Here is a 19,218-nt window from a genome sequence, read left to right as displayed (position 1 = left end):
TTGGAATTTGATTTAACCCAATCTGTCATCAGGACTTACTTGGATTTTCTTAAAACACCAACTGCCTGATGACCGATTTGGATCAGACTCCAGGCAAAACCGGATGGTCTATTCCACTAAATGCCAGCCAAATATGTTAAAATAGGTTATATATCAAGGCTTTTCTGTAGTAAAATCAGGGTTTAAATCGTATGGTAATTGTAAATTTCCTAATTTTGTGGAGTTATTTCCACCATTACCGGATATTTTACGAAGAAAGACATACAATAATTTTAAACAATAATAAACATGAAAATCAGAAAAATCTTAGTGTTTGCGGCATTGGTTGTCACAGGCGCACTGGGCATCAACGCACAGGAGGCCAACCCAATGATGCAGCCCCTGCCTATCGATCCAGCAATAAGGACAGGCAAACTGGCAAACGGACTGACTTACTACGTGCGCCACAACGGTTATCCAGAGAAGCGTGTGAACTTCTACATCGCCCAGCGTGTGGGTTCTATCCAGGAGGAAGAGAACCAGCGCGGTCTGGCACACTTCCTTGAGCACATGTGCTTCAACGGAACAAAGAATTTCCCTGGCAACGGTGTTATCGACTACACCCGTTCACTCGGCGTGCAGTTCGGCGGCGACCTGAATGCCTACACATCTATCGACCAGACTGTATACAACATCAACAATGTTCCTACAGACCGTGGCATCGCAGCCCTCGACTCTTGTCTGCTCATCCTAAAGGACTGGAGCAACAACCTGACTCTCGATCCTAAAGAAATCGACCAGGAGCGCGGCGTTATCCACGAGGAGTGGCGTATGCGCACATCGGCAAGCAGCCGTATGTTCGAGCGCAACCTCGAGAAGCTCTACCCTGGCAGCAAGTACGGCAAGCGCTACCCTATCGGTCTGATGTCGGTAATCGACAACTTCAAGCCTAAGGCTCTGCGCGACTACTACGAGAAGTGGTATCACCCTACAAACCAGGCTATCATCGTGGTTGGTGACATCGACGTAGACCGCACCGAGGCTAAGATCAAGGAGATGTTCTCTGACATCAAGAACCCGGAAAACCCGGCACCTATCGTTGACGAGCAGGTTCCAGACAATGCTGAGCCAATCATCATCGTTGACAAGGACAAGGAGGAGCAGATGAACTCAGTGGAGCTGATGTTCAAGTATGACTCTACTCCGGAAGACCAGAAAGGCTATCTGCCATACCTCATCGAAGACTTCGTTACCGACATGGCTTCTGCCATGCTGAACGCACGTCTGCAGGAGGAAGCACAGAAGGCTGACGCCCCATTCGTAAGCGCTTACGGATATGCCGGCAACTATATCTTCGCCAAGACAAAGGATGCGTTCACATTCAACGCCACTCCAAAGGACGGAAAGACAGAGGCTGCTCTCGCTGCCCTGACCCGCGAGGCTATGCGTGCTGCCAAGTTCGGCTTCACCGCTACTGAGTATGAGCGTGCCAAGGCAAACTACATGAGCGCCCTTGAGAAGCAGTATACCAACCGCGACAAGATCAACAACGACGTGTTCGGCCGCGCTTGCGCAAGAAACTATCTTGAGAAGGAGCCTCTGCTCTCTATCGAGCAGACTTACCAGATCATGCAGCAGCTCACTCCAATGCTGCCTGTGGACGTGGTAAACGAGGCTATGAAGCAGCTCATCAGCCTCAGCGACTCTAACGTTGTGATCTACAACACCACAACTGAGAAGGAAGGTATGGTATACTCTACAGAGGCAAGCTTGAAGAAGGCTTACGACGATGCCCGCGCAGAGAAGATCGAGGCTTACGTAGACAATGTTAAGCAGGAGCCTCTCATCGCAGAGCAGCCAAAGGCTGGCAAGATCGTTTCTGAGAAGGAGAATGCCAAGTTCGGATACAAGGAGCTGACACTGAGCAACGGTGCACGCGTATTGCTGAAGAAGACTAACCTGAAAGAGGGTGAGGTATTGTTCAACGGTTCTTCAAAGGGTGGTAAGTCTCTCTACGACGCAAAGGAGAGAGTGAACCTCGACCTGTTCAACGACGTGATAAGCTACAGCGGACTCGGAAACTTCAGCAGCACAGAGCTGCAGAAGGTACTCGCCGGCAAGAACGCCAACGTGAACCTGTCTTTATCTAACCTCCACGAGTATGTCAGCGGAAGCTGCACACCGAAGGATATGGAGACAATGTTCCAGATGAACTATCTCTACTTCACTAACATCAAGAAGGACGAGCAGGCTTTCAACTCGCTTATCAACCAGTATCGCGCTGCCCTGAAGAACAAGTCTCTCTCTGCTGAGAGCGCTCTCCAGGACTCTGTAACCTATACTCTCCACGCTCACGACGCCCGTCAGATTTCTCTCGAAGAGAAAGATCTCGACAACGCCAACTACGACCGCATCCTGCAGATCGCCAAGGAGCGCACTGCCAACGCTGCTGACTTCACATTCACTATCGTAGGTAACTTCGACGAGACTCTCGTCCGTCAGTACATCGAGACTTACATCGCTTCTCTGCCTTCAGTGAAGAAGGGCAAGAAGTTCGTTCACGAGAACTTCAACAAGATCTCCAAGTATGCTACAGGCACCGTGGACAACACATTCCACCGCAAGATGGAGACTCCTAAGTCTAACATCTACATGTTCTGGTATAACAACACCGTGCCATTCACTCTCGACAACTCTATCAAGGCCGACGCAGCCGGACAGGTGCTCGACATGGTATATCTGAAGACTATCCGCGAGGAGCAGAGCGCTGCATACTCAGCTAACGCCGGCGGTTTCGCCAACCTCGGCGGCGACGTTCCATTCAACGCTATCTACGGCTACTGCCCTGTTAAGCCTGAGAAGAAGGACATCGCTATCCAGATCATGCGCGAGGAGCTGCAGAAACTCGGTTCTACAATCGACGCTGACATGCTGAACAAGACCAAGGACCTGATGGTAAAGCGCTATGAGGATGGTCTGAAGACCAACGGCTACTGGATGAACGTTATCCAGACATGGGACGAGGAAGGTGTTGACATCAACACTGACTACGAGAAGCTCGTCAACGCCCTCACTCCAGCATCTGTTGCTAAGTATGTGAAGGACAACTTCATCGGCAAGAACAGCGTGAGCGTTATCATGCTCCCACAGGAATAATGATTTCACGCTGACAGAAATATCTAAAAAATCCCAGTCGCAAGATAGCGGCTGGGATTTTTTTGTGGGTTTTCCTGAATACAGGTTTATCCCGTTTTGTCTGAAAATAGAGGACAAGACAAAGGCTTTCCTACTGACTTCAGCCCTCTCTCGGGCTAAAACCCATAATGACATAAACCCATCCTAACCTAAACCCAAAGAACAACCCATCCTAACCTTCCCAAAGGGATAACCCATCCTAACCTTACCTAAGGACAACCCATCCTAGCCTTCCCAAAGGGAAGGAACAGATTACTCCGTCTTATGAACTTCAGCCCCCACCTAACCTCCCCCGAAGGGGAGGGACAGATACCTTTGACTGCATGATAGCCGTTTGTAGTTATCTGATTATCAATAGATTATCAATAGCAACAGTAACTGTCCCTCCCCTACGGGGGAGGCTAGGTGGGGGCTGATGACAGTATTCTGAGTAACTTGTTCCTTCCCTTTGGGAAGGCTAGGATGGGTTATCCTTCGGGGGAGGTTAGGTGGGGGCTGATGACAGTATTCTGAGTAACTTGTTCCTTCCCTTTGGGAAGGCTAGGATGGGTTGTCCTTTGGGAAGGTTAGGATGGGTTGTCCTTTGGGAAGGTCAGGATGGGTTTGAGGTCAGAATGGGTTTATCCAGGTGAGTAATTACCTACTGCTGCCGTTTCAACACGAACTGTGCCGTCTGTATCATCGAGAAGACATAGCGCTGGAGTGGCTTGAAGGCAGAGGTCATAGGAGTCTCATGCAGGGTGCCACGGGCATCCTCCACATAGCAGAAGTTCTTCTGCATCTTAGGATTGTACACATAGACACGCTTGCCGTCGCGGGCGATAATCTGATTGTCGGCAGAATAGAACACCATAGGACGGGACGTATGCAGGAGGTCCTGTCCGAAACCGTCATACTCATACCCCATATTGAGCAGAGAGAGCAGCGTAGGCATCACATCCACCTGCTGGGCAAGTCCGTCGTAGCGCATCGTGGGCACACCGGGACCGAACATGATGAGCGGTATGTGGTTGTAGGATTCCGGAGCCTCGGTGGTAGCCTTGCCCACGAGTTTGCCGTGGTCTGCCATTATCACGAAGATAGTGTTCTTATACCATGGTTCGTGCGACGCCTTGCGCAGGAAGTCGCCCACCGCCCAGTCGGCATATTCCACAATCTGCGTCTCCGGGTCATGCGTCTTGGGTTTGAAGAACGAAGGTATCACGTATGGCGGATGGTTGCTGATGGTGAGGAGAGTGGCAAGAAACGGTTTGCCGCTCTTGGCACGGCTGTTGATGGTGCCCAGGGCATAGTCGAAGAGGAAATGGTCTGACACTCCGAAGCTGTTCACAATTTCCTCCTTAGGATAATTCTCCTGCGAGTAAATCTCATCGTAGCCGTTGGTGGTGAAAAACGCCTTCATGTTGTCATACTGTGCCTCGTGGGTCATGAAGAACATATTGTGGTAGCCATACTTCTTGAGCACTGTTGGCACTCCCTTGCGGTGTGGCGTCACCGTGCCCTTCATCAGATTGCGGAACATGAGCGCCGGAAAGGAGTATAAGGATGCTGTCATACCGTGGTTGGTATGTATTCCGGCACTATAGCAACGGGTGAAGGCGAGGGAATGGTTGTAGAGCGAATCGAGATTCGGCGTGAGGCGCTGCTGCTGTCCGAAGGTCTGCATCAGGCTCGCCGACATCGACTCCATGAGTATCACCACCACGTTGCAACGACGCGGTTCGCCCACGGCAGCCACCTCACGGTGCATCACGCAGCTGCTGTCCACCGCTCCCGTTATGCCCAGCGACTGGCGGGCAAGACCCACTGCCTCGGCATATGGCATGAGATGCAGGTCGCGGTTCTCCTTGCGCATGTCGTCGAGAGCACTGGTAAGGAGGTTGAAGGCGGGGTTGATGCCGAGCTGGTTGAGAAACGGGTCGTCGCAATAGTATGCCTGGCTGATTTTAATGGGGTTGTAGCCCATACGGCCCCTGATGCCGAAGAGGCAGAGAAGCACCACACATACTGAAACGATGAAGCGCAGCGCCACCGGCAACACGAAGCGGTCGTCCCTGCGGCAGCGGTCTATCCGTCTGTCGAAATAGCGGCGCATATATATCATCGCCACGATATATGCGGCGAGGAAGACGAAATAGAGGAAGATATGGAGTATATACGATTTCTCCTGAAACACCATGCCTGCTGTGGTGGCGGCATAGCCGAACCATTCGAAGATGGAGGAGTTGATATTCTTGAAGAAATACTCGAAATAGGGTGTGTTTGCCGCCGATGCCATGAACACGATGGCTGAGAACACGAAATACCAATAGCACACCCCCTTGCGCAGCTTCTTGCCGGCATATCCGAAGGCGGCGGCAAGGAGGGTCACGGCGAGAGGAAGCACCGAAATGTAGCATGCCACCACATTGTCAAACCACACGCCCTTGACGAATGCCGTGACGACACTCGCCCCATGGTCGGTTATCATCCCGTGGAGACACGTCAGCTCCACTAATCTGAATACTGTCAGAACTACCAACATCAAGGCATGGACACTGACCAGCCATGCCAACGACAAGAAAAACTGCTTGCTTCTATTCATTTTCATTCTTATGATTATCCCCCTTCTTCTTGGGGCGCATTTGTATCGGTTGACACCATGATACTCAGGTATTTATGCCTGTAGCCCGCGGCAGACAGCCCCAATATCGTCAATTACGCTGCAAAATTAGTTATTTCAGAACAATTTAAGCGGCATAAGTATAAAAATATGTACCTTTGCAGCGTATGTACCCATCTGCAAGCCCGGAAAAGGCAGCAGACGTTCCACCACTAAAAGATAGCATGAAGACAGTAATAGCCGAACGATACAAGAAATATTCTGATTACATCAACAGCATACCGTCGCTGTTCAGCACAAACACGGGAGAGGTGCTGAAAGACAAGCGAAACAGTGTGAGACGTCTCGAACACGACGGTCTGACATTCATTGCCAAGCGATACAAACGGGTGAATTGGATCCAGAGCATCATATACACACATTTCCGCAGGACAAAGGCGAAGAGGGCATTCCTGTTTGCCGACGAGTTCAGAAAGCGTGGAGTCAGTTCGCCACGCGCCGTGGCTTACATGGAGGAATATGAGCACGGCAGATTCACCGTGGGATATTTCGTATACGAGGAGAGCAAGGGCAAGGAGGTGTTCCAGGAACTGGTGAACAAGGAGGACTTCGACCGCAAGCTCACCGATGCCGTGATTGACTATATCGTGCTGATGCACAGTCACGGAGTGTTGCACGGCGACCTGAACTCGGCAAACTTCCTCTATACTACCGATGCCGACGGCAATTACCACTTCGACATGATAGACACCAACCGGTCGCATTTCTGCGACGGATGGCCCAGCGACAAGCAATGTCTTGAAAACCTGAAGCGCTTCACTCACCGGCGCGACCTCTACGAATATGTGGTGCGCGGATATGCCAGGCGCAGGGGATGGGACGAAGAAGAGACTGTAAGAAAGGCTGTGGCACTGCTCGACAAGTTTGAGAACAGAAAGAAGCTGCGCCTCTGAAAGAACATAATATCTTTTGCGCAATGATGAGGAACAGACCATACTTCATATTATTGGCTATAATGGTCATGATGCTCACGCTGACAACGGCGAGGGCGCAGAACCCCGTGTTCGGCAACGACACGAAACCGGAGGACCGCGAGGTGGATATGGACAACCCTACCTTCGTGCCGATGGTGAAGGTGGGAAAGGTGCTACACGGAAAGGACAGCATACAATATGTGGAACTGAACAACGTGTACGTGTATCCGCCACAGGTGTTCAAGACTCCAAAGCAACGGCAGAGATACAACCGCCTGGTTTACAACGTGAAGAAGGTGCTGCCGATAGCCAAGGAGGTGAACCATATCATCATAGAGACATACGAATATCTGCAGACGCTGCCCAACAAGAAGGCGAAGGACCAGCACATGAAGCTCGTGGAGGCATGTATCAAGAAGGAATACACGCCGAGGATGAAGAAGCTGACGCTGACGCAGGGAAAGCTGCTCATAAAACTGGTATACAGAGAGTGCAACTCGTCGTCGTACCAGCTGGTAAAGGCATTCCTCGGTCCGATAAGGGCAGGATTCTATCAGGCTTTCGCATGGACATTCGGTGCGAGCCTCACGAAGAAATACGACCCTGAGGGCGACGACAAGGAGACGGAACGGGTGGCGAGACTCGTGGAGAGCGGACAGCTGTAACGCTGAGACAGAGAGACAACTGGGTAGAAGCCCCACCTACAATATAACACGCAAAGGACAAAAACGCAAAATGCAGCAAGCATCAAAGACAGAAAACAACTTGCCGAAGGTGTCGATAGTGACCGTTACATTCAACGCCGGACCACTGCTGGAGAAGACTCTCGGCAACCTGCAGATGCAGGACTATCCCAACAAGGAGATTGTGGTGGTGGACGGAAAGTCTACCGACGACACCATCATCACGATAAAGCGATACGCCCATTCGGGAACGATAACGACATGGGTGAGCGAACCTGACCGCGGCATCTACGACGCCATGAACAAGGGCGTGGGGATGGCAACGGGAGAATGGGTGATATTCATGAACGCCGGCGACGTGTTCGCCGCCGATGATGTGTTGCGACGCGTATTCTGCCAGCCTCTTGCCGACGCCGACGTGGTGTATGGCGACGTGGTGAAAGACGGCAACGTGAAGAAAGCTCCCGAGAGCTATTATCTCTACCACCGCATGATATTCTGCCACCAGTGCGTGTTCACACGCCGCGACAGCCTCATCAGCAATCCTTTCGACATCAAGCACAGGTTGTCTGCCGACTTCAAATCCTTCATAGAACTCTATCAGAAGGGGGCGCGCTTCAGATACGTGAACCTGCCGATAGCGATATTCGACACGGGAGGTGTGTCGAACAGCCACCGGTCGAAGGGACTGCGCGACAACATCAGCGTGGTGTGGGAGACGATTCCCATGCCGCAGCGACTGAAATTCATCATGCGGCTCGGAGTGCCCTATCTGATGTGCAGGCTGAGAGGGAAATGAAGTATTACGAGTTGACAAGTTGACGAGGAGACGAGGAGACGAGGAGATTAGTTAGACGAGTTGACGAGCGGCATATCGGAGACATGCAAAACAAACAATAAACGAAATTCTACCATTCTTATGCTTAACGACCCTACATATCTGAAAATATTTATGGCATTCATCGGAATGATCATCACCTTCGCCATCTGCTGCGGCATATACTACGGATGCAACGCCGGAATGAGCCACAGCGCACGCGGACAGCAGACAAGGCGTTTCGCCCTGTCGTCGCTGATGGTATGGATTCCGCTCGCCATAATAGGCATCAGACCGAATCTGCCCGTCGCCATGGCGGCTGTCACTGGCGTGGCATGGGCTGCAACATACCCTCTGCTCTATCATCTGACAAACCGCAGGAAATCGCCTGACTATGAGAACTACGGTGAGATAGCTTGCGGTATTTATATCTTCGGACTGGCTGCCGCAGTGGGCATGATGGGCGGAGGAATGATTGTGGCTGTAGCTGAATGGGCACTGCTGATGGTGAGTCTGTCGCTGGCAGTATACTACAGGCTCTATGGCACCTGTATCGACGCCAACGGCATGAAAATACTGCAAGACTCCCACCCCAACGAGATAATAGAATTCGCACGGTCGTACTCCTGGTGGAAGGTGGCGCTGCTGCTGGTGGCTATAGTGGCGCTGCTGGCTGGTGTGGTGATGATGAACATTCGGTCTGGCGTGGCTCTGGAACCATGGCGCATCGCTGTGGCTGCCCTGGCGGCTCTGGTGTTCACATGGTATATGTTCAAACCGCGGCGCGGAATGTTCCAGAGGTCGGGGATTGTAAGGCTATGGCTGGACATAAAGGAGTATTCCGCCAACGACAAACGCTACGTCACCGAGATGGAACGCCGCTTGAAAGACCTCAACGTGAGACCACTGGGAAAGCCCTTCGGCAAGCCTTCCACTATAATGATGGTGATTGGAGAGTCGGCATCGCGCGACTATATGAGTGCGTTCACGAAGATGGACCACGACACCACGCCTTGGATGCGCGGCATGGCGGAAGACAAGGAGCACTGCGTGCTGTTTCCCAACTCTTACAGCTGTGCCATGCACACCGTGCAGTCGCTCGAAAAGGCACTGACGGAATACAACCAATACAACGGCAGACAGTTTTATGACTCCTGCTCCGTTATCGACATCGCACACAAACTGGGATACCGCGTTCACTGGTATAGCAACCAGGGACATCTCGGAGCCAACGACACACCGATAACGCTGGTGGCAAACACGGCGGAGGTGGCGAAATGGACGAAGCAGGACTTGGGAAAGGTGCAATACGATGAGTCGCTGGTGGATTTCCTCGACGAGCTGGACCCGGCGGAGAACAACTTCCTCGTGCTGCATCTCAAGGGAAGCCACTTCAACTTCCTCAACCGCTACCCTGCCGACCGCACGGTATGGGGAGAACAGGGGGTGCAGGACAATGTCTTGAACTTCGAGAATTCTCTGAGATATACCGACGACGTGCTCCGGCAGTTTTATGAATATGCCAGCAAGCGCCTGAACCTGCAGGCGATGGTATATTTCAGCGACCACGCCACGATTCCCGACAGACACCGTTCGCCAAACTTCGCCGGCTTCGGCGATGTGCGCATACCGCTTTTCGTTTGCTTCACCGATGAATATATGGCGTGTCATCCCGACCGCATAGAGGCTCTGAAGGCTAACAAGGACGCATTCTTCACCAACGACCTTGCCTACGAACTGATGTGCGGCATCTTCGATGTGGAATCCAACCATTTCGACGAGTCCTCGTCATTGGCAAGCAAAACATACAGATATACTCGCGACGACCTCACCACTTACGAGGGAAAGGCTCGCATTGCGGATGACAAATGATGCGGGTACACAGATAATGTGGGCACCCAAATGAATGCAGGTACACACGGATGATGCGTCTACACGGAATTAATTCAGATACACAGAAATAAATTTGTGTGGATAAGATTTGGGGAGGTAATCCCAAACCGGTCGTATGGAATTCCCGAACTCTGGTTGAGGGGTATATATAAAAAAATAGAGGACGACTTGATCACTCAAACCGGCCTCCTGAAAACAATTCTTTTTAACGATATCAGTTGTGGTTGTAACCAGTAAAACTAATCAGTGTTACTAAGACTACTGCCATCAACATCATAGTCGTCTTAAAATCTAATAACATAATCTTTACCTTAAATCTATCAAACTACTAACCTATGAAAAATGTATTCTCCCGAACACGTTGCAAAGATACAACCTTTTGTGTCCGCACACAATAGTTTGGGCAAGTTTTTTAATGTACTTATTGATTTCTTTGACATACATCAAGGAATATAACATAAAAAGCTTCACTTTTCACTTTATCCTTACATTTTGTAACATTTGTTTCGATATGCGAGACAAAACGACAAAGATAAAGAAAAGAGTGAAGCATTGAATACTCGGTATTACATAAAAACAGCCTGATGACCGTTTTTTGCTAAAGTTTCTCCTCTGCCAAAAGGCGCGCCACCTCCTTACAAGCATCCTCTATAAGGTCGAGAGCAATTTCAAAATCCTTTTGCGTCCCATAATATGGGTCTGGCACGGTGTGGTAATCCCTGTGGTCGGTGAGATAATCTGCAAGACAAAGGATTTTCTTCCTGTCGGTAGCATTGCGCGCCACACCATTGAGGTCGGCAACATTCTCATGATCCATAGCGAAGACATAATCGAAGCGGTCGAAATCCTGAGGCTTCACCTGTCGTGCCCTGCTGCTGAAGTCATATCCCCGGCTGGCGCCACATTTCCTCATCCTACTGTCGGGCAACTGTCCCGTATGCCAGGCTCCTATGCCGGCGGAGTCTATTTCCACAAAACCGTCGAGTCTGGGGTCGTCAGCCACAATACTCTTCATCACTCCCTCGGCAGCCGGCGACCGGCAGATATTGCCAAGACATACAAACAGAAGATATTTCTTCAGCGGGTTCTTTCTTTCTTCTCCAAACATAATATCATATATAATAATGTGTCGCCAGCGTCTCCGCTCAGCAACGGTTAATAATCCAGTGCAAAGATAATGCAAGGCGAGAGCAGAACGAAATAAATGCATTTATTTCTTATGCCGAGCCGCAGCTTATCTTATCTAAAGATAATGCAAGGCGAGAGCAGAACGAAATAAATGTATTTATTTCTTATGCCGAGCCGCAGCTTATCTTATCTAAAGATAATGCAAGGCGAGAGTAGAACGAAATAAATGTATTTATTTCTTATGCCGAGCCGCAGCTTATCTTATCTAAAGATAATGCAAGGCGAGAGCAGAACGAAATGAATCCATTCATTTCTTATCCCGAGCCGCAGCTTATCTTATGGTTTGTATTAAATTGGGCACGCTGCTTGCCCAACTGGGGCAACGTGCTTGCCCATCATGGGCAACGTGCTTGCCCCTGTTGGGCAGATTTGCTGTCTGACGTCTGCCCAATAAGTTAATGTTGTAACACCCATATTCCTGTTTCCAGGATTCTGCCAGCGCATACTATTCCTGTCGTCTTAATTCCTTTCATCTGATAATTCTTTTCATCTGACAATTCTCTTTTCATCAGCAAACCATCCAGACAATAGGCTGACAATTGCCTGGCAGCCAACGGTCTGATTGCCAGAATATTACGATAAAAAACCAGACAATCTGACAGTTTTTCAGAAATTCTCGTTTTTACTGAGAATCAGCGATATGGGAAACTTTTGCTCATATCGATCAAATTAATTCCACCAACGGGTTATCTAAAGATAATGCAAAATCCGGATAAATGAGAGAAATGTGAATGCATTCACATTTCCGAACGGGAGGATTTTATCTAAAACCGAAGACAGAACAACAAGCTTGCTTGAAAATATACCGGACAAATTGTTTTACTAAAAAATATTGTTCTCGCACACAATTCTATTGACATACATCAATAACGATTAGGGAAAATGCAAAAATTATCCGTTTGGTATTGCAACTTTACAAAAAATCCATACCTTTGCATCGTGTTTTTCATAGTATTAGATTTAAGGTTAACAAAGATTGGGACTCAGCGGAGCCCCTTTTTTTTTGCCCATAAGTCTGACACCTCGAAAAACAAGGATTAACCCCAATCGGTCATTAGGACGTTTACATTATTTTTTTATGACTTCTTGCAGTCTTTCACTTTCAATGCAAGTACGACAAACTTGTCAGATAGTAAAACGGCAGTTATAAAATATAGCAAATAAGAAAGTGTGCCAAAACTCGCTGTCACGAGCCTTGACACGCCCTATATCCTCTACATGCCACTATCACGGCATGTGCTACAAACTAAGATATCAATAATATCTTGCAGTGAAAGTGCTTACACCCAGAACGCGGAACTTGACACCGTCATCCTTGTCCATATAGTCCTGGTATAGATGCATCTGATTGCCGTCGAAGCGCACTGTCACATCAGCCCAGTCATCATCGTCATCATCGTCGTCGTCAAGGTCAACAGGCTCCCACAGGCGCAACACACCGTTCTTAATGTCTTTCCATTCCCAGCGACCCACTTCGATATCGTGGTCAGCAAAGAAGCAGATGTATCTACCGCAAGGCGAGAATACAATGCGTTTGCAGCAGTCGTCAGTTTCGAGAACGTCATCCTCATCAAATCCCCACTTCTTAGCCTCAGGCGCGAGAGTGATTTCCTGCTGCACTCTGCCGAATGTCATCCACTGCTTGCCGTATCCGAAGCAGAAGTCGTCAGCATAGAGCCAAACCTCAGATTCGTCGAATTTCCACGAACGGCAGAGCTGGCGCATGGCAGCATCCTGCTGGTAGTTGTAGTCGATAGACACGACAATAGTGATGCTCACGCCATAGCGGTTGGTGTAGGTAACGGTTGCCGTACCCTTGACAGCACCGTCCTTGATTTCAATCATAGTGTTGTTGCTCAACTTATACACTCCGTCTTTCACGCGTGTGTATGTACCATATATATACAGACCGTTGTCGATGTCGTCGGTACCGTTGTTTTCACCAACACGCGCCAGCAGCGGCGACTTGTTGCTCCTGTTCAGAATAGAGCCCGCCTTGCGTGGACCGTCGGCAGCACGCTTCTGAGCGGTGAGGGCATTAGGAGTGGTGATAAGGAAATGGCCGTCGCCAAACAGTTCGACAGACACGAACTCCTTGTCGGTCTTTCCGTCACCCCATGTCTTCACATCCAACTTTATGGCGTCCTTTGCATTCTGCTCATCCTCGCAGTTGCCTACAGTGAACTTTGTAGAAGGCTTAGATCCTTCAGGCAAATTCTTGGTCTGGTCGTTGTCATCGCTGTCGCAGGCCACGAAGCCCAAACAAGCGAGTGCGATGAAAAATGAATAAATGAAGTTTCTTTTCATAGTGTTTTGTTTTTTCGTTATTGATAATAGGTAAGTTAATTATGTGGCATCATGTCACTCATTTTGCCGTTTTTTGTTCTCATCTGAAAGGTTAACATTTTAATTACCCTTCGGCTGCAAAGATATGTATTAAACATTGAATCCACAATAGTTCAAAAATAGAATAATTTTTAGGAAAATCTAACGAAACCTAAATATCGCAACATATATGACGGAATTTATTAAACCCAAAACGGTCATTAGGCCGTTCAATGGTAGTATTTTATAACTGCTTGCAGTCTTTTGTCTTTTATAAGGCGTCTTTTGCTTGTTTTTAATTCGCAATAGCTTGCTATTACTCATTAAAAGCCAGACAAAATCCATCCTTCTAAAAAGACAAAATCCAGGCAAGCCCTAATGACCGATTTGGGTTAAAAATAATAGAGTATATAGACAATACCCATGCTTTTTTCAGATGAAAATGCAGAATAAATATATCAGTGAGAATAATGCGTCCATCCACCTGCGGCGATGGACAAAAATTTAAACACATCAGCCCCCACCTAGCCTCCCCCGAAAGATAACCCATCCTAACCTTCCCAAAGGGAAGGGATAAGTTACTCAGAATACTGACATCAGCCCCCACCTAGCCTCCCCCGTAGGGGAGGGACAGATACCATTGGCTGCATGATTATCGTTTGTAGTTATCAGATTATCAAAGGGTTATCAATAGTAATAGTAACTGTCCCTCCCCTTCGGGGGAGGCTAGGTGGGGGGCTGATGGTAATATACTGAGTAACTTGTTCCTTCCCTTTGGGAAGGCTAGGATGGGTTGTCCAACGGGGGAGAACGAGAGGGGGCTAATGACAATAACCGAAGAAACACTGCCTATGACATCAGCAAGGTATAGACTGTCTACTTTGTCTATAACTTCAGCCCCCACCTAACCTCCCCCGTAGGGGAGGGACGATTACTCTTAGCTGTCTGATTATCGCCTGTATGTCAGTACAAGGCATCTTCAGCCTGTCATTTCACAAGCGAAGAGATGGGGTTTCTCACACCCTTCATGCTGGTGAGGAATGCTTTCGCACTGCCGAACTTGAGGAACATGTCGAGACGGATAGGCACGTGGTTCTGGTCGTCGGTGACGTAGAAGCGCACTATCTCCTTCCATTTCCTGTCCTCATACTCCAGATACGAGAGCTCCACGCAGCGGTATTTCTTGCCGTTGTCTGCCTTCACCTTTGTAGTACCGTTGAAACGCAGACGAGCCGGTGTGGTGCCCTTGCCGTCGGCAATAGGGAAGTCTACGACATGACCCTTCTTCCAATTTGCCGAACTGAAGGAGCGTGCCCTCATGAAGATGTTCATCATGTCGAACACACAATTGCCGGGAGTGAGGTTCTTCCATAAGTGAGAACCGTCGTTGCGCTGACGATGGCAGCGCAGATGCGGTTTGCCGCCGGGATAGGAGTAGAACACCTCGTCCACGGTATACCGCTTTCCTTCACGTGCTCCCTTTCTGAAATACAGCGGTTCGAGTTCCTTTGAAGAGTAGCAGAGCAGCGTGTCGCGAAGCACGAACATATTGTCTACCTTGTTGTTGCCCCTTGTGGTGAGGCTCGACCTATAGGCACTCTTTCCCTTGTATGTGCTCTCTACGGTATACATACTGGCGGTGCCGGCCTTTACCCATACGAATTTCCAGTTGTAGTAGAGGTTGTATGACAGGAACTCGCCCGACTTGAATGCTGTGTTGCGAAACGAGCACTGCGCCGATGCCATTGTGCATGATGCCATGACCATTGCCACGACTATCATTATTCGACGAAATCTTTTCATGATGATAATGTTGTTAATAAGTTGTGTCTATCAAGATTCCACTCACTGTCTGCCGTCGTAGCTGATGCCGAGCTTCTTAGCCCTTTCAGCGTTGCGGCGCTTGATGGTCTTGTCCTGTTCCGGCTTCTGCTTGGTGATGGCATACGGTTTCTGGTGGGCAGCATCACGGGAGTCGGGAGTCCACGACAGCGTGATGTCCCATTTCGCCTTGCATTCTATACTCTCCGGATAATAGTATGTAGCCTCAGCCTGCCTGCCGTCGACATAAGACCCCGTGTCCCATTCGCCGTTGCCGTTGGTGTCTGTGAACATCCTCAGATAATACGTGCCGGGGTTGACATAGAAGAATTCAGCCACTCCGCCACTCACAGCCACCGCCTTCACCGGTTTGTCGTTGGCGTCGAGCAGCTGTGCCACCATTGGCAGCGTGTCGTCAGGAGCGCTGATATTGACGAGCAGCGTGCCGTATTCGTCTTCCGGCTTCACCTTGAATCCCTGTTTGTATTCCGGCGAAGGCGCTCCGTAGATGTCAACGAATGCAGTGGAGTCGATTTCCAGACTGTATTCCACGCCTGGTCTCCACTCCCCTATCAGCTCATACGAGCGCGCCACCTTCTTCCGCTCTCTGAAAATGAACTTGGAGCGATACCACAGCGTGTCGTGACGGGCATAGAGATGAATCATCGAGGTGTCGATGCGTGCCAACGGCGTAGGCATCTCCACGGTGATGTTCCTGTCCGGGTCGAGATATGTGGCAACATTGTATTTAGGTTCCAGCAGTTCGATAGGCATCTGCTCCTGATATTCCTTGCCACGCTTCTTCGCCTTGTCCTGCTGCTTTTTCCATTCCTCATATTTCCGCTCACGGTCTTTCTGCCGCTTTTCATACGACACCTTGGAGAGCACATCCAGCGTGTCGGTGGTGAGGGAGAGATTTCCGAGCGTATCAGTAGCCATATACGATAGTTGCAGAGTCAGCGTGTCCTGGTTTACGAGCGCCGTGTCGCGCAGCCAATAGCTCACGGTATCGTTCAGCAGCGAATGTTCCACTATGAAAGCATCGTCGCTGTTGAAGTTCAGTCCCTTCACCACAGGCAGGTTTGCATCACCGCCGCTGAAGAATACGGTGAAGAGACGAGGGTCCTTGCGCTCCACCTTTAGGAAGAAGCGGTCGGTCTGTGTCTCTGTGAATGCCCTCAGCACGATGTCGTCGGGGATGAACCGCGTATATCCCACGGAACGGATGGAGTCGATATGCAGGGAGTCGCGCCAGATGGTGTCCTGGCGTACCGCCCCAGTGAATTTCGGTTCTATCACATCATCCGAGAAGGCTATCATCTCGCTCTTCTGACTGAAGAAGTAGTTGCCGTCGGCATCCTGCAGCGCCACCACCCGGTATCTGCCGGGAGCCACGCCACGCACCACGAAACGTCCGCGACTGTCGGTGCGCGAAACGCGGAGCAGAGGCTGCGAGAGAAAGGGGTCGAGCGACTTTCCGTCGGCGGCGGCATTATAGCCCTTCAGCAAGTTGCCCTCGGTGAGAGCCTCATCGCCAACGGCATAGAGTCCCACGAGGATACCCTTCACCGGTTCCAGATTCTGGGCGTTGACCACGTTTCCTGCCACCTCAAGCGTGTCGATGTGGTCGCTGGTGGAGAAACTGTAGGTGTAGTTGCCCAGAGGATTGCCCTCGTTCATGTCGGAGATGGCATCAGAGAAGTCGATGGTATAGGTGGTGTTGGGCTTCAGCGAGTCTTTCAGTTCCACCACAATCTTCTTTCCGGCACCCTTTATCTCCGGCGTTTCGAGCTGTGGCGGCGACACCACCACCTTCTCCGTGGGATTGTCCACCTGGATGAACTCATCGAAGAGGATGGATATTTTCTTCGCCTTCACCCCCACTCCCTTGTCGGCCGGAGTGCAGCCGATGATGCGTGGAGGCATCTCGTCGAACCATCCTCCGTCGGGCTGTCCCATCTTTGCACAAGACGAGAGCAGCGAAGTGATGGTCAGCAAGACCAGGCATGCCGGCAGCCATCCCTGTTTCTCAAGAGAGAAGGAATGCAGAATGGTATTTCTCAAAAAGTCGTTTGCTCTTCTGTATATCATATATATAATATGTGTCATTGTTTGTGCTCATTGCGCCGCTGCCACATAGGTCTTGTCTTCATCCCGAAGATGCCATGCCTGTGGAAGGCGGAGCATGCGTCAGCCGTTCATCTTCAGCAGTTCGTCGATGTGCTTGCGGCTGTTGCTCAGGCGCGGCACCTTATGCTGTCCGCCGAGCTTTCCCTTCGACTTGAGCCAGTCGTTGAAAAGGTCTTTGCGCGCCTTCACTATCTCCAGATGCTGCAGCGTGATGTTCTTGTAGCGTTTCGCCTCGTAGTCGCTGTTTATCTCCTGCAGCTTCTTGTCGAGCAGCTCCGTGAACTTGTCGAGGTCGGCAGGCTCCTTGGAGAATTCTATCAGCCACTGATGGCGGCATTTGGCATTGTCGTCCATAAATACCGGAGCGGCGGTATATTCCAGCACCTCGGCTCCTGTCTGCTCACAGGCGTATGCGAGTCCCTTCTCCGCATTGTCAACGATGAGCTCCTCACCGAAGGCATTGATGAAATGCTTGGTGCGGCCGGTGATGACAAACTTGTATGGATTTGTGGACGTGAAGCTCACGGTGTCGCCGATGACATATCTCCACAGTCCGCACGAGGTGGAGATGAGCATCGCATAGTTCTTGTTTGTCTCCACTCCCCAGAGCGGCACGACGGTAGGATTATCCTTGTCGAACTCGTCCATAGGGATGAATTCATAGAACACACCATAGTCTATCATCAGGAGCATCGACTTGTCGGCAGGGTCGTCTTGCAGTCCGAAGAATCCCTCGCTGGCATTGTATGTCTCCATATAGTGCATGTTTGGCGAGGTGATGAGCTGTTCATACTGCTTGCGGTATGGAGTGAACGCCACACCGCCATGGAAGAACACCTCAAGATTCGGCCACACCTCCTCAAGATGCTTCTTGCCGGTGAGCTCCATCACTCTGGTGAGTACGGAGAGCATCCACGACGGCACACCGCTGATGTTCGTCACATTCTTGTTTATCGTCTCCCTGGCTATTCGGTCACGCTTTATCTCGAAGTCAGAAAGGAGAGCCGTGGCTTTCTTGGGCACACGTACGAGGTTGGCAAGCGGATTGATGTTCTCTATGAGGATAGCACTGAGGTCGCCCACAAGCGAGTCTGCCACGCCATAGTTGGGCGAGTGGCTTCCGCCAAGGATAAGGCTCTTGCCGTCGAAGAGGCGGCTGTCGGGATTGTTGCGCAGATACAGAGCCACGGCATCCTTGCCTCCGGCATAATGCACATGCTGCAGACCGTCGTGGCTAACGGGTATGAACTTGCTCTTGTCGTTGGTGGTGCCAGAGGATTTGGCATACCATTTCACGCTTCCTTTCCACAACAGGTCGCACTCGCCGTGGCGCATACGGTCGATGTAACCCTTGAGTTCCTCGTAGGTGTTCACCGGAACATGACTGGCGTAATCAGAGTATGAGCCTACGGCTCCGAAGGAATACTTGCGTCCATACTCGGTGTGCTTGGCATTGCTCATGAGATAGTGGAGCACTTCCATCTGCAGTGCCTCTGCCTCCTTGTCGTATCGCTCTATCTCCTTCTGACGGGAGACGAACGCTCCTCGTATTATCTTTGTTAAACTCATTATAATCTGTATATAGTTGTCGTTTGAGGCATGCGGGAAGAG

11 protein-coding genes are annotated in these 19,218 nt (G+C 50.2%); 5 read left to right on the top strand and 6 right to left on the bottom strand.

Annotated features, from left to right (window positions below; translation table 11 throughout):
* The first annotated feature begins 288 nt into the window (after positions 1–288).
* On the top strand, positions 289–3,135 hold the full coding sequence (locus ST42_RS02180; protein ID WP_044072098.1) for a M16 family metallopeptidase: 2,847 nt from the start codon (positions 289–291) through the stop codon (positions 3,133–3,135).
* 679 nt (positions 3,136–3,814) lie between these two features.
* Here ST42_RS02180 and ST42_RS02175 read toward each other — a convergent pair.
* Complete coding sequence (locus ST42_RS02175; RefSeq protein ID WP_044072096.1) at positions 3,815–5,764, bottom strand: LTA synthase family protein; 1,950 nt, start codon at positions 5,762–5,764, stop codon at positions 3,815–3,817.
* Positions 5,765–6,000: 236 nt separating this feature from the next.
* On the opposite strand from ST42_RS02175, the gene ST42_RS02170 reads away from it, so the two are divergent.
* From ST42_RS02170 to ST42_RS13080, 4 genes are all read left to right on the top strand, one after another.
* Positions 6,001–6,729 (top strand): lipopolysaccharide kinase InaA family protein, encoded by a 729-nt coding sequence (locus ST42_RS02170; protein ID WP_044072172.1) that lies wholly within the window; start codon positions 6,001–6,003, stop codon positions 6,727–6,729.
* 68 nt (positions 6,730–6,797) lie between these two features.
* Positions 6,798–7,415 carry a DUF4294 domain-containing protein gene (locus ST42_RS02165; RefSeq protein ID WP_156132591.1) on the top strand — a complete coding sequence of 206 codons (618 nt, stop codon included), beginning with the start codon at positions 6,798–6,800 and terminating at the stop codon, positions 7,413–7,415.
* Between the two features lie 70 nt (positions 7,416–7,485).
* The gene (locus ST42_RS02160; RefSeq protein WP_044072094.1) at positions 7,486–8,232 is read left to right on the top strand and encodes a glycosyltransferase family 2 protein; all 747 of its coding nucleotides are present in this window, start codon (positions 7,486–7,488) and stop codon (positions 8,230–8,232) included.
* A 120-nt stretch (positions 8,233–8,352) separates the two neighbouring features.
* The gene (locus tag ST42_RS13080; RefSeq protein WP_052488192.1) at positions 8,353–10,122 is read left to right on the top strand and encodes a phosphoethanolamine transferase; all 1,770 of its coding nucleotides are present in this window, start codon (positions 8,353–8,355) and stop codon (positions 10,120–10,122) included.
* 619 nt (positions 10,123–10,741) lie between these two features.
* Here the strand turns inward: ST42_RS13080 and ST42_RS02150 are convergent.
* The 5 genes from ST42_RS02150 to ST42_RS02130 all read right to left on the bottom strand — a co-directional run bounded on the left by ST42_RS02150 (position 10,742) and on the right by ST42_RS02130 (position 19,176).
* A complete protein-coding gene (locus tag ST42_RS02150; protein WP_044065223.1) occupies positions 10,742–11,251 on the bottom strand; it encodes a low molecular weight protein-tyrosine-phosphatase in 510 nt (169 codons plus the stop codon).
* 1,334 nt (positions 11,252–12,585) lie between these two features.
* On the bottom strand, positions 12,586–13,638 hold the full coding sequence (locus ST42_RS02145; RefSeq protein WP_044072092.1) for a hypothetical protein: 1,053 nt from the start codon (positions 13,636–13,638) through the stop codon (positions 12,586–12,588).
* A 1,005-nt stretch (positions 13,639–14,643) separates the two neighbouring features.
* The gene (locus ST42_RS02140) at positions 14,644–15,459 is read right to left on the bottom strand and encodes a DUF3108 domain-containing protein (RefSeq protein ID WP_042520302.1); all 816 of its coding nucleotides are present in this window, start codon (positions 15,457–15,459) and stop codon (positions 14,644–14,646) included.
* Positions 15,460–15,501: 42 nt separating this feature from the next.
* Entirely contained in the window at positions 15,502–17,568 is a 2,067-nt protein-coding gene (locus tag ST42_RS02135; protein WP_231556876.1) for an Ig-like domain-containing protein, read from the bottom strand.
* A 99-nt stretch (positions 17,569–17,667) separates the two neighbouring features.
* Entirely contained in the window at positions 17,668–19,176 is a 1,509-nt protein-coding gene (locus ST42_RS02130) for a GH3 auxin-responsive promoter family protein (protein WP_044072091.1), read from the bottom strand.
* Positions 19,177–19,218 lie beyond the last annotated feature (42 nt).

The organism is Prevotella pectinovora (assembly GCF_000834015.1).
Classification (GTDB): Bacteria; Bacteroidota; Bacteroidia; order Bacteroidales; family Bacteroidaceae; genus Prevotella; species Prevotella pectinovora.
Note: the sequence above shows the minus strand (reverse complement) of the source record. Positions and strands in the feature narration are given on the sequence as shown.

What these genes read in the sequence shown, in the direction of transcription:
- ST42_RS02180 (WP_044072098.1), top strand. Translation starts at nt 289, where the DNA reads ATGAAAATCAGAAAAATCTTAGTGTTTGCGGCATTGGTTGTCACAGGC.
- ST42_RS02175 (WP_044072096.1), bottom strand. Translation starts at nt 5,764, where the DNA reads ATGAAAATGAATAGAAGCAAGCAGTTTTTCTTGTCGTTGGCATGGCTG.
- ST42_RS02170 (WP_044072172.1), top strand. Translation starts at nt 6,001, where the DNA reads ATGAAGACAGTAATAGCCGAACGATACAAGAAATATTCTGATTACATC.
- ST42_RS02165 (WP_156132591.1), top strand. Translation starts at nt 6,798, where the DNA reads ATGATGCTCACGCTGACAACGGCGAGGGCGCAGAACCCCGTGTTCGGC.
- ST42_RS02160 (WP_044072094.1), top strand. Translation starts at nt 7,486, where the DNA reads ATGCAGCAAGCATCAAAGACAGAAAACAACTTGCCGAAGGTGTCGATA.
- ST42_RS13080 (WP_052488192.1), top strand. Translation starts at nt 8,353, where the DNA reads ATGCTTAACGACCCTACATATCTGAAAATATTTATGGCATTCATCGGA.
- ST42_RS02150 (WP_044065223.1), bottom strand. Translation starts at nt 11,251, where the DNA reads ATGTTTGGAGAAGAAAGAAAGAACCCGCTGAAGAAATATCTTCTGTTT.
- ST42_RS02145 (WP_044072092.1), bottom strand. Translation starts at nt 13,638, where the DNA reads ATGAAAAGAAACTTCATTTATTCATTTTTCATCGCACTCGCTTGTTTG.
- ST42_RS02140 (WP_042520302.1), bottom strand. Translation starts at nt 15,459, where the DNA reads ATGAAAAGATTTCGTCGAATAATGATAGTCGTGGCAATGGTCATGGCA.
- ST42_RS02135 (WP_231556876.1), bottom strand. Translation starts at nt 17,568, where the DNA reads ATGATATACAGAAGAGCAAACGACTTTTTGAGAAATACCATTCTGCAT.
- ST42_RS02130 (WP_044072091.1), bottom strand. Translation starts at nt 19,176, where the DNA reads ATGAGTTTAACAAAGATAATACGAGGAGCGTTCGTCTCCCGTCAGAAG.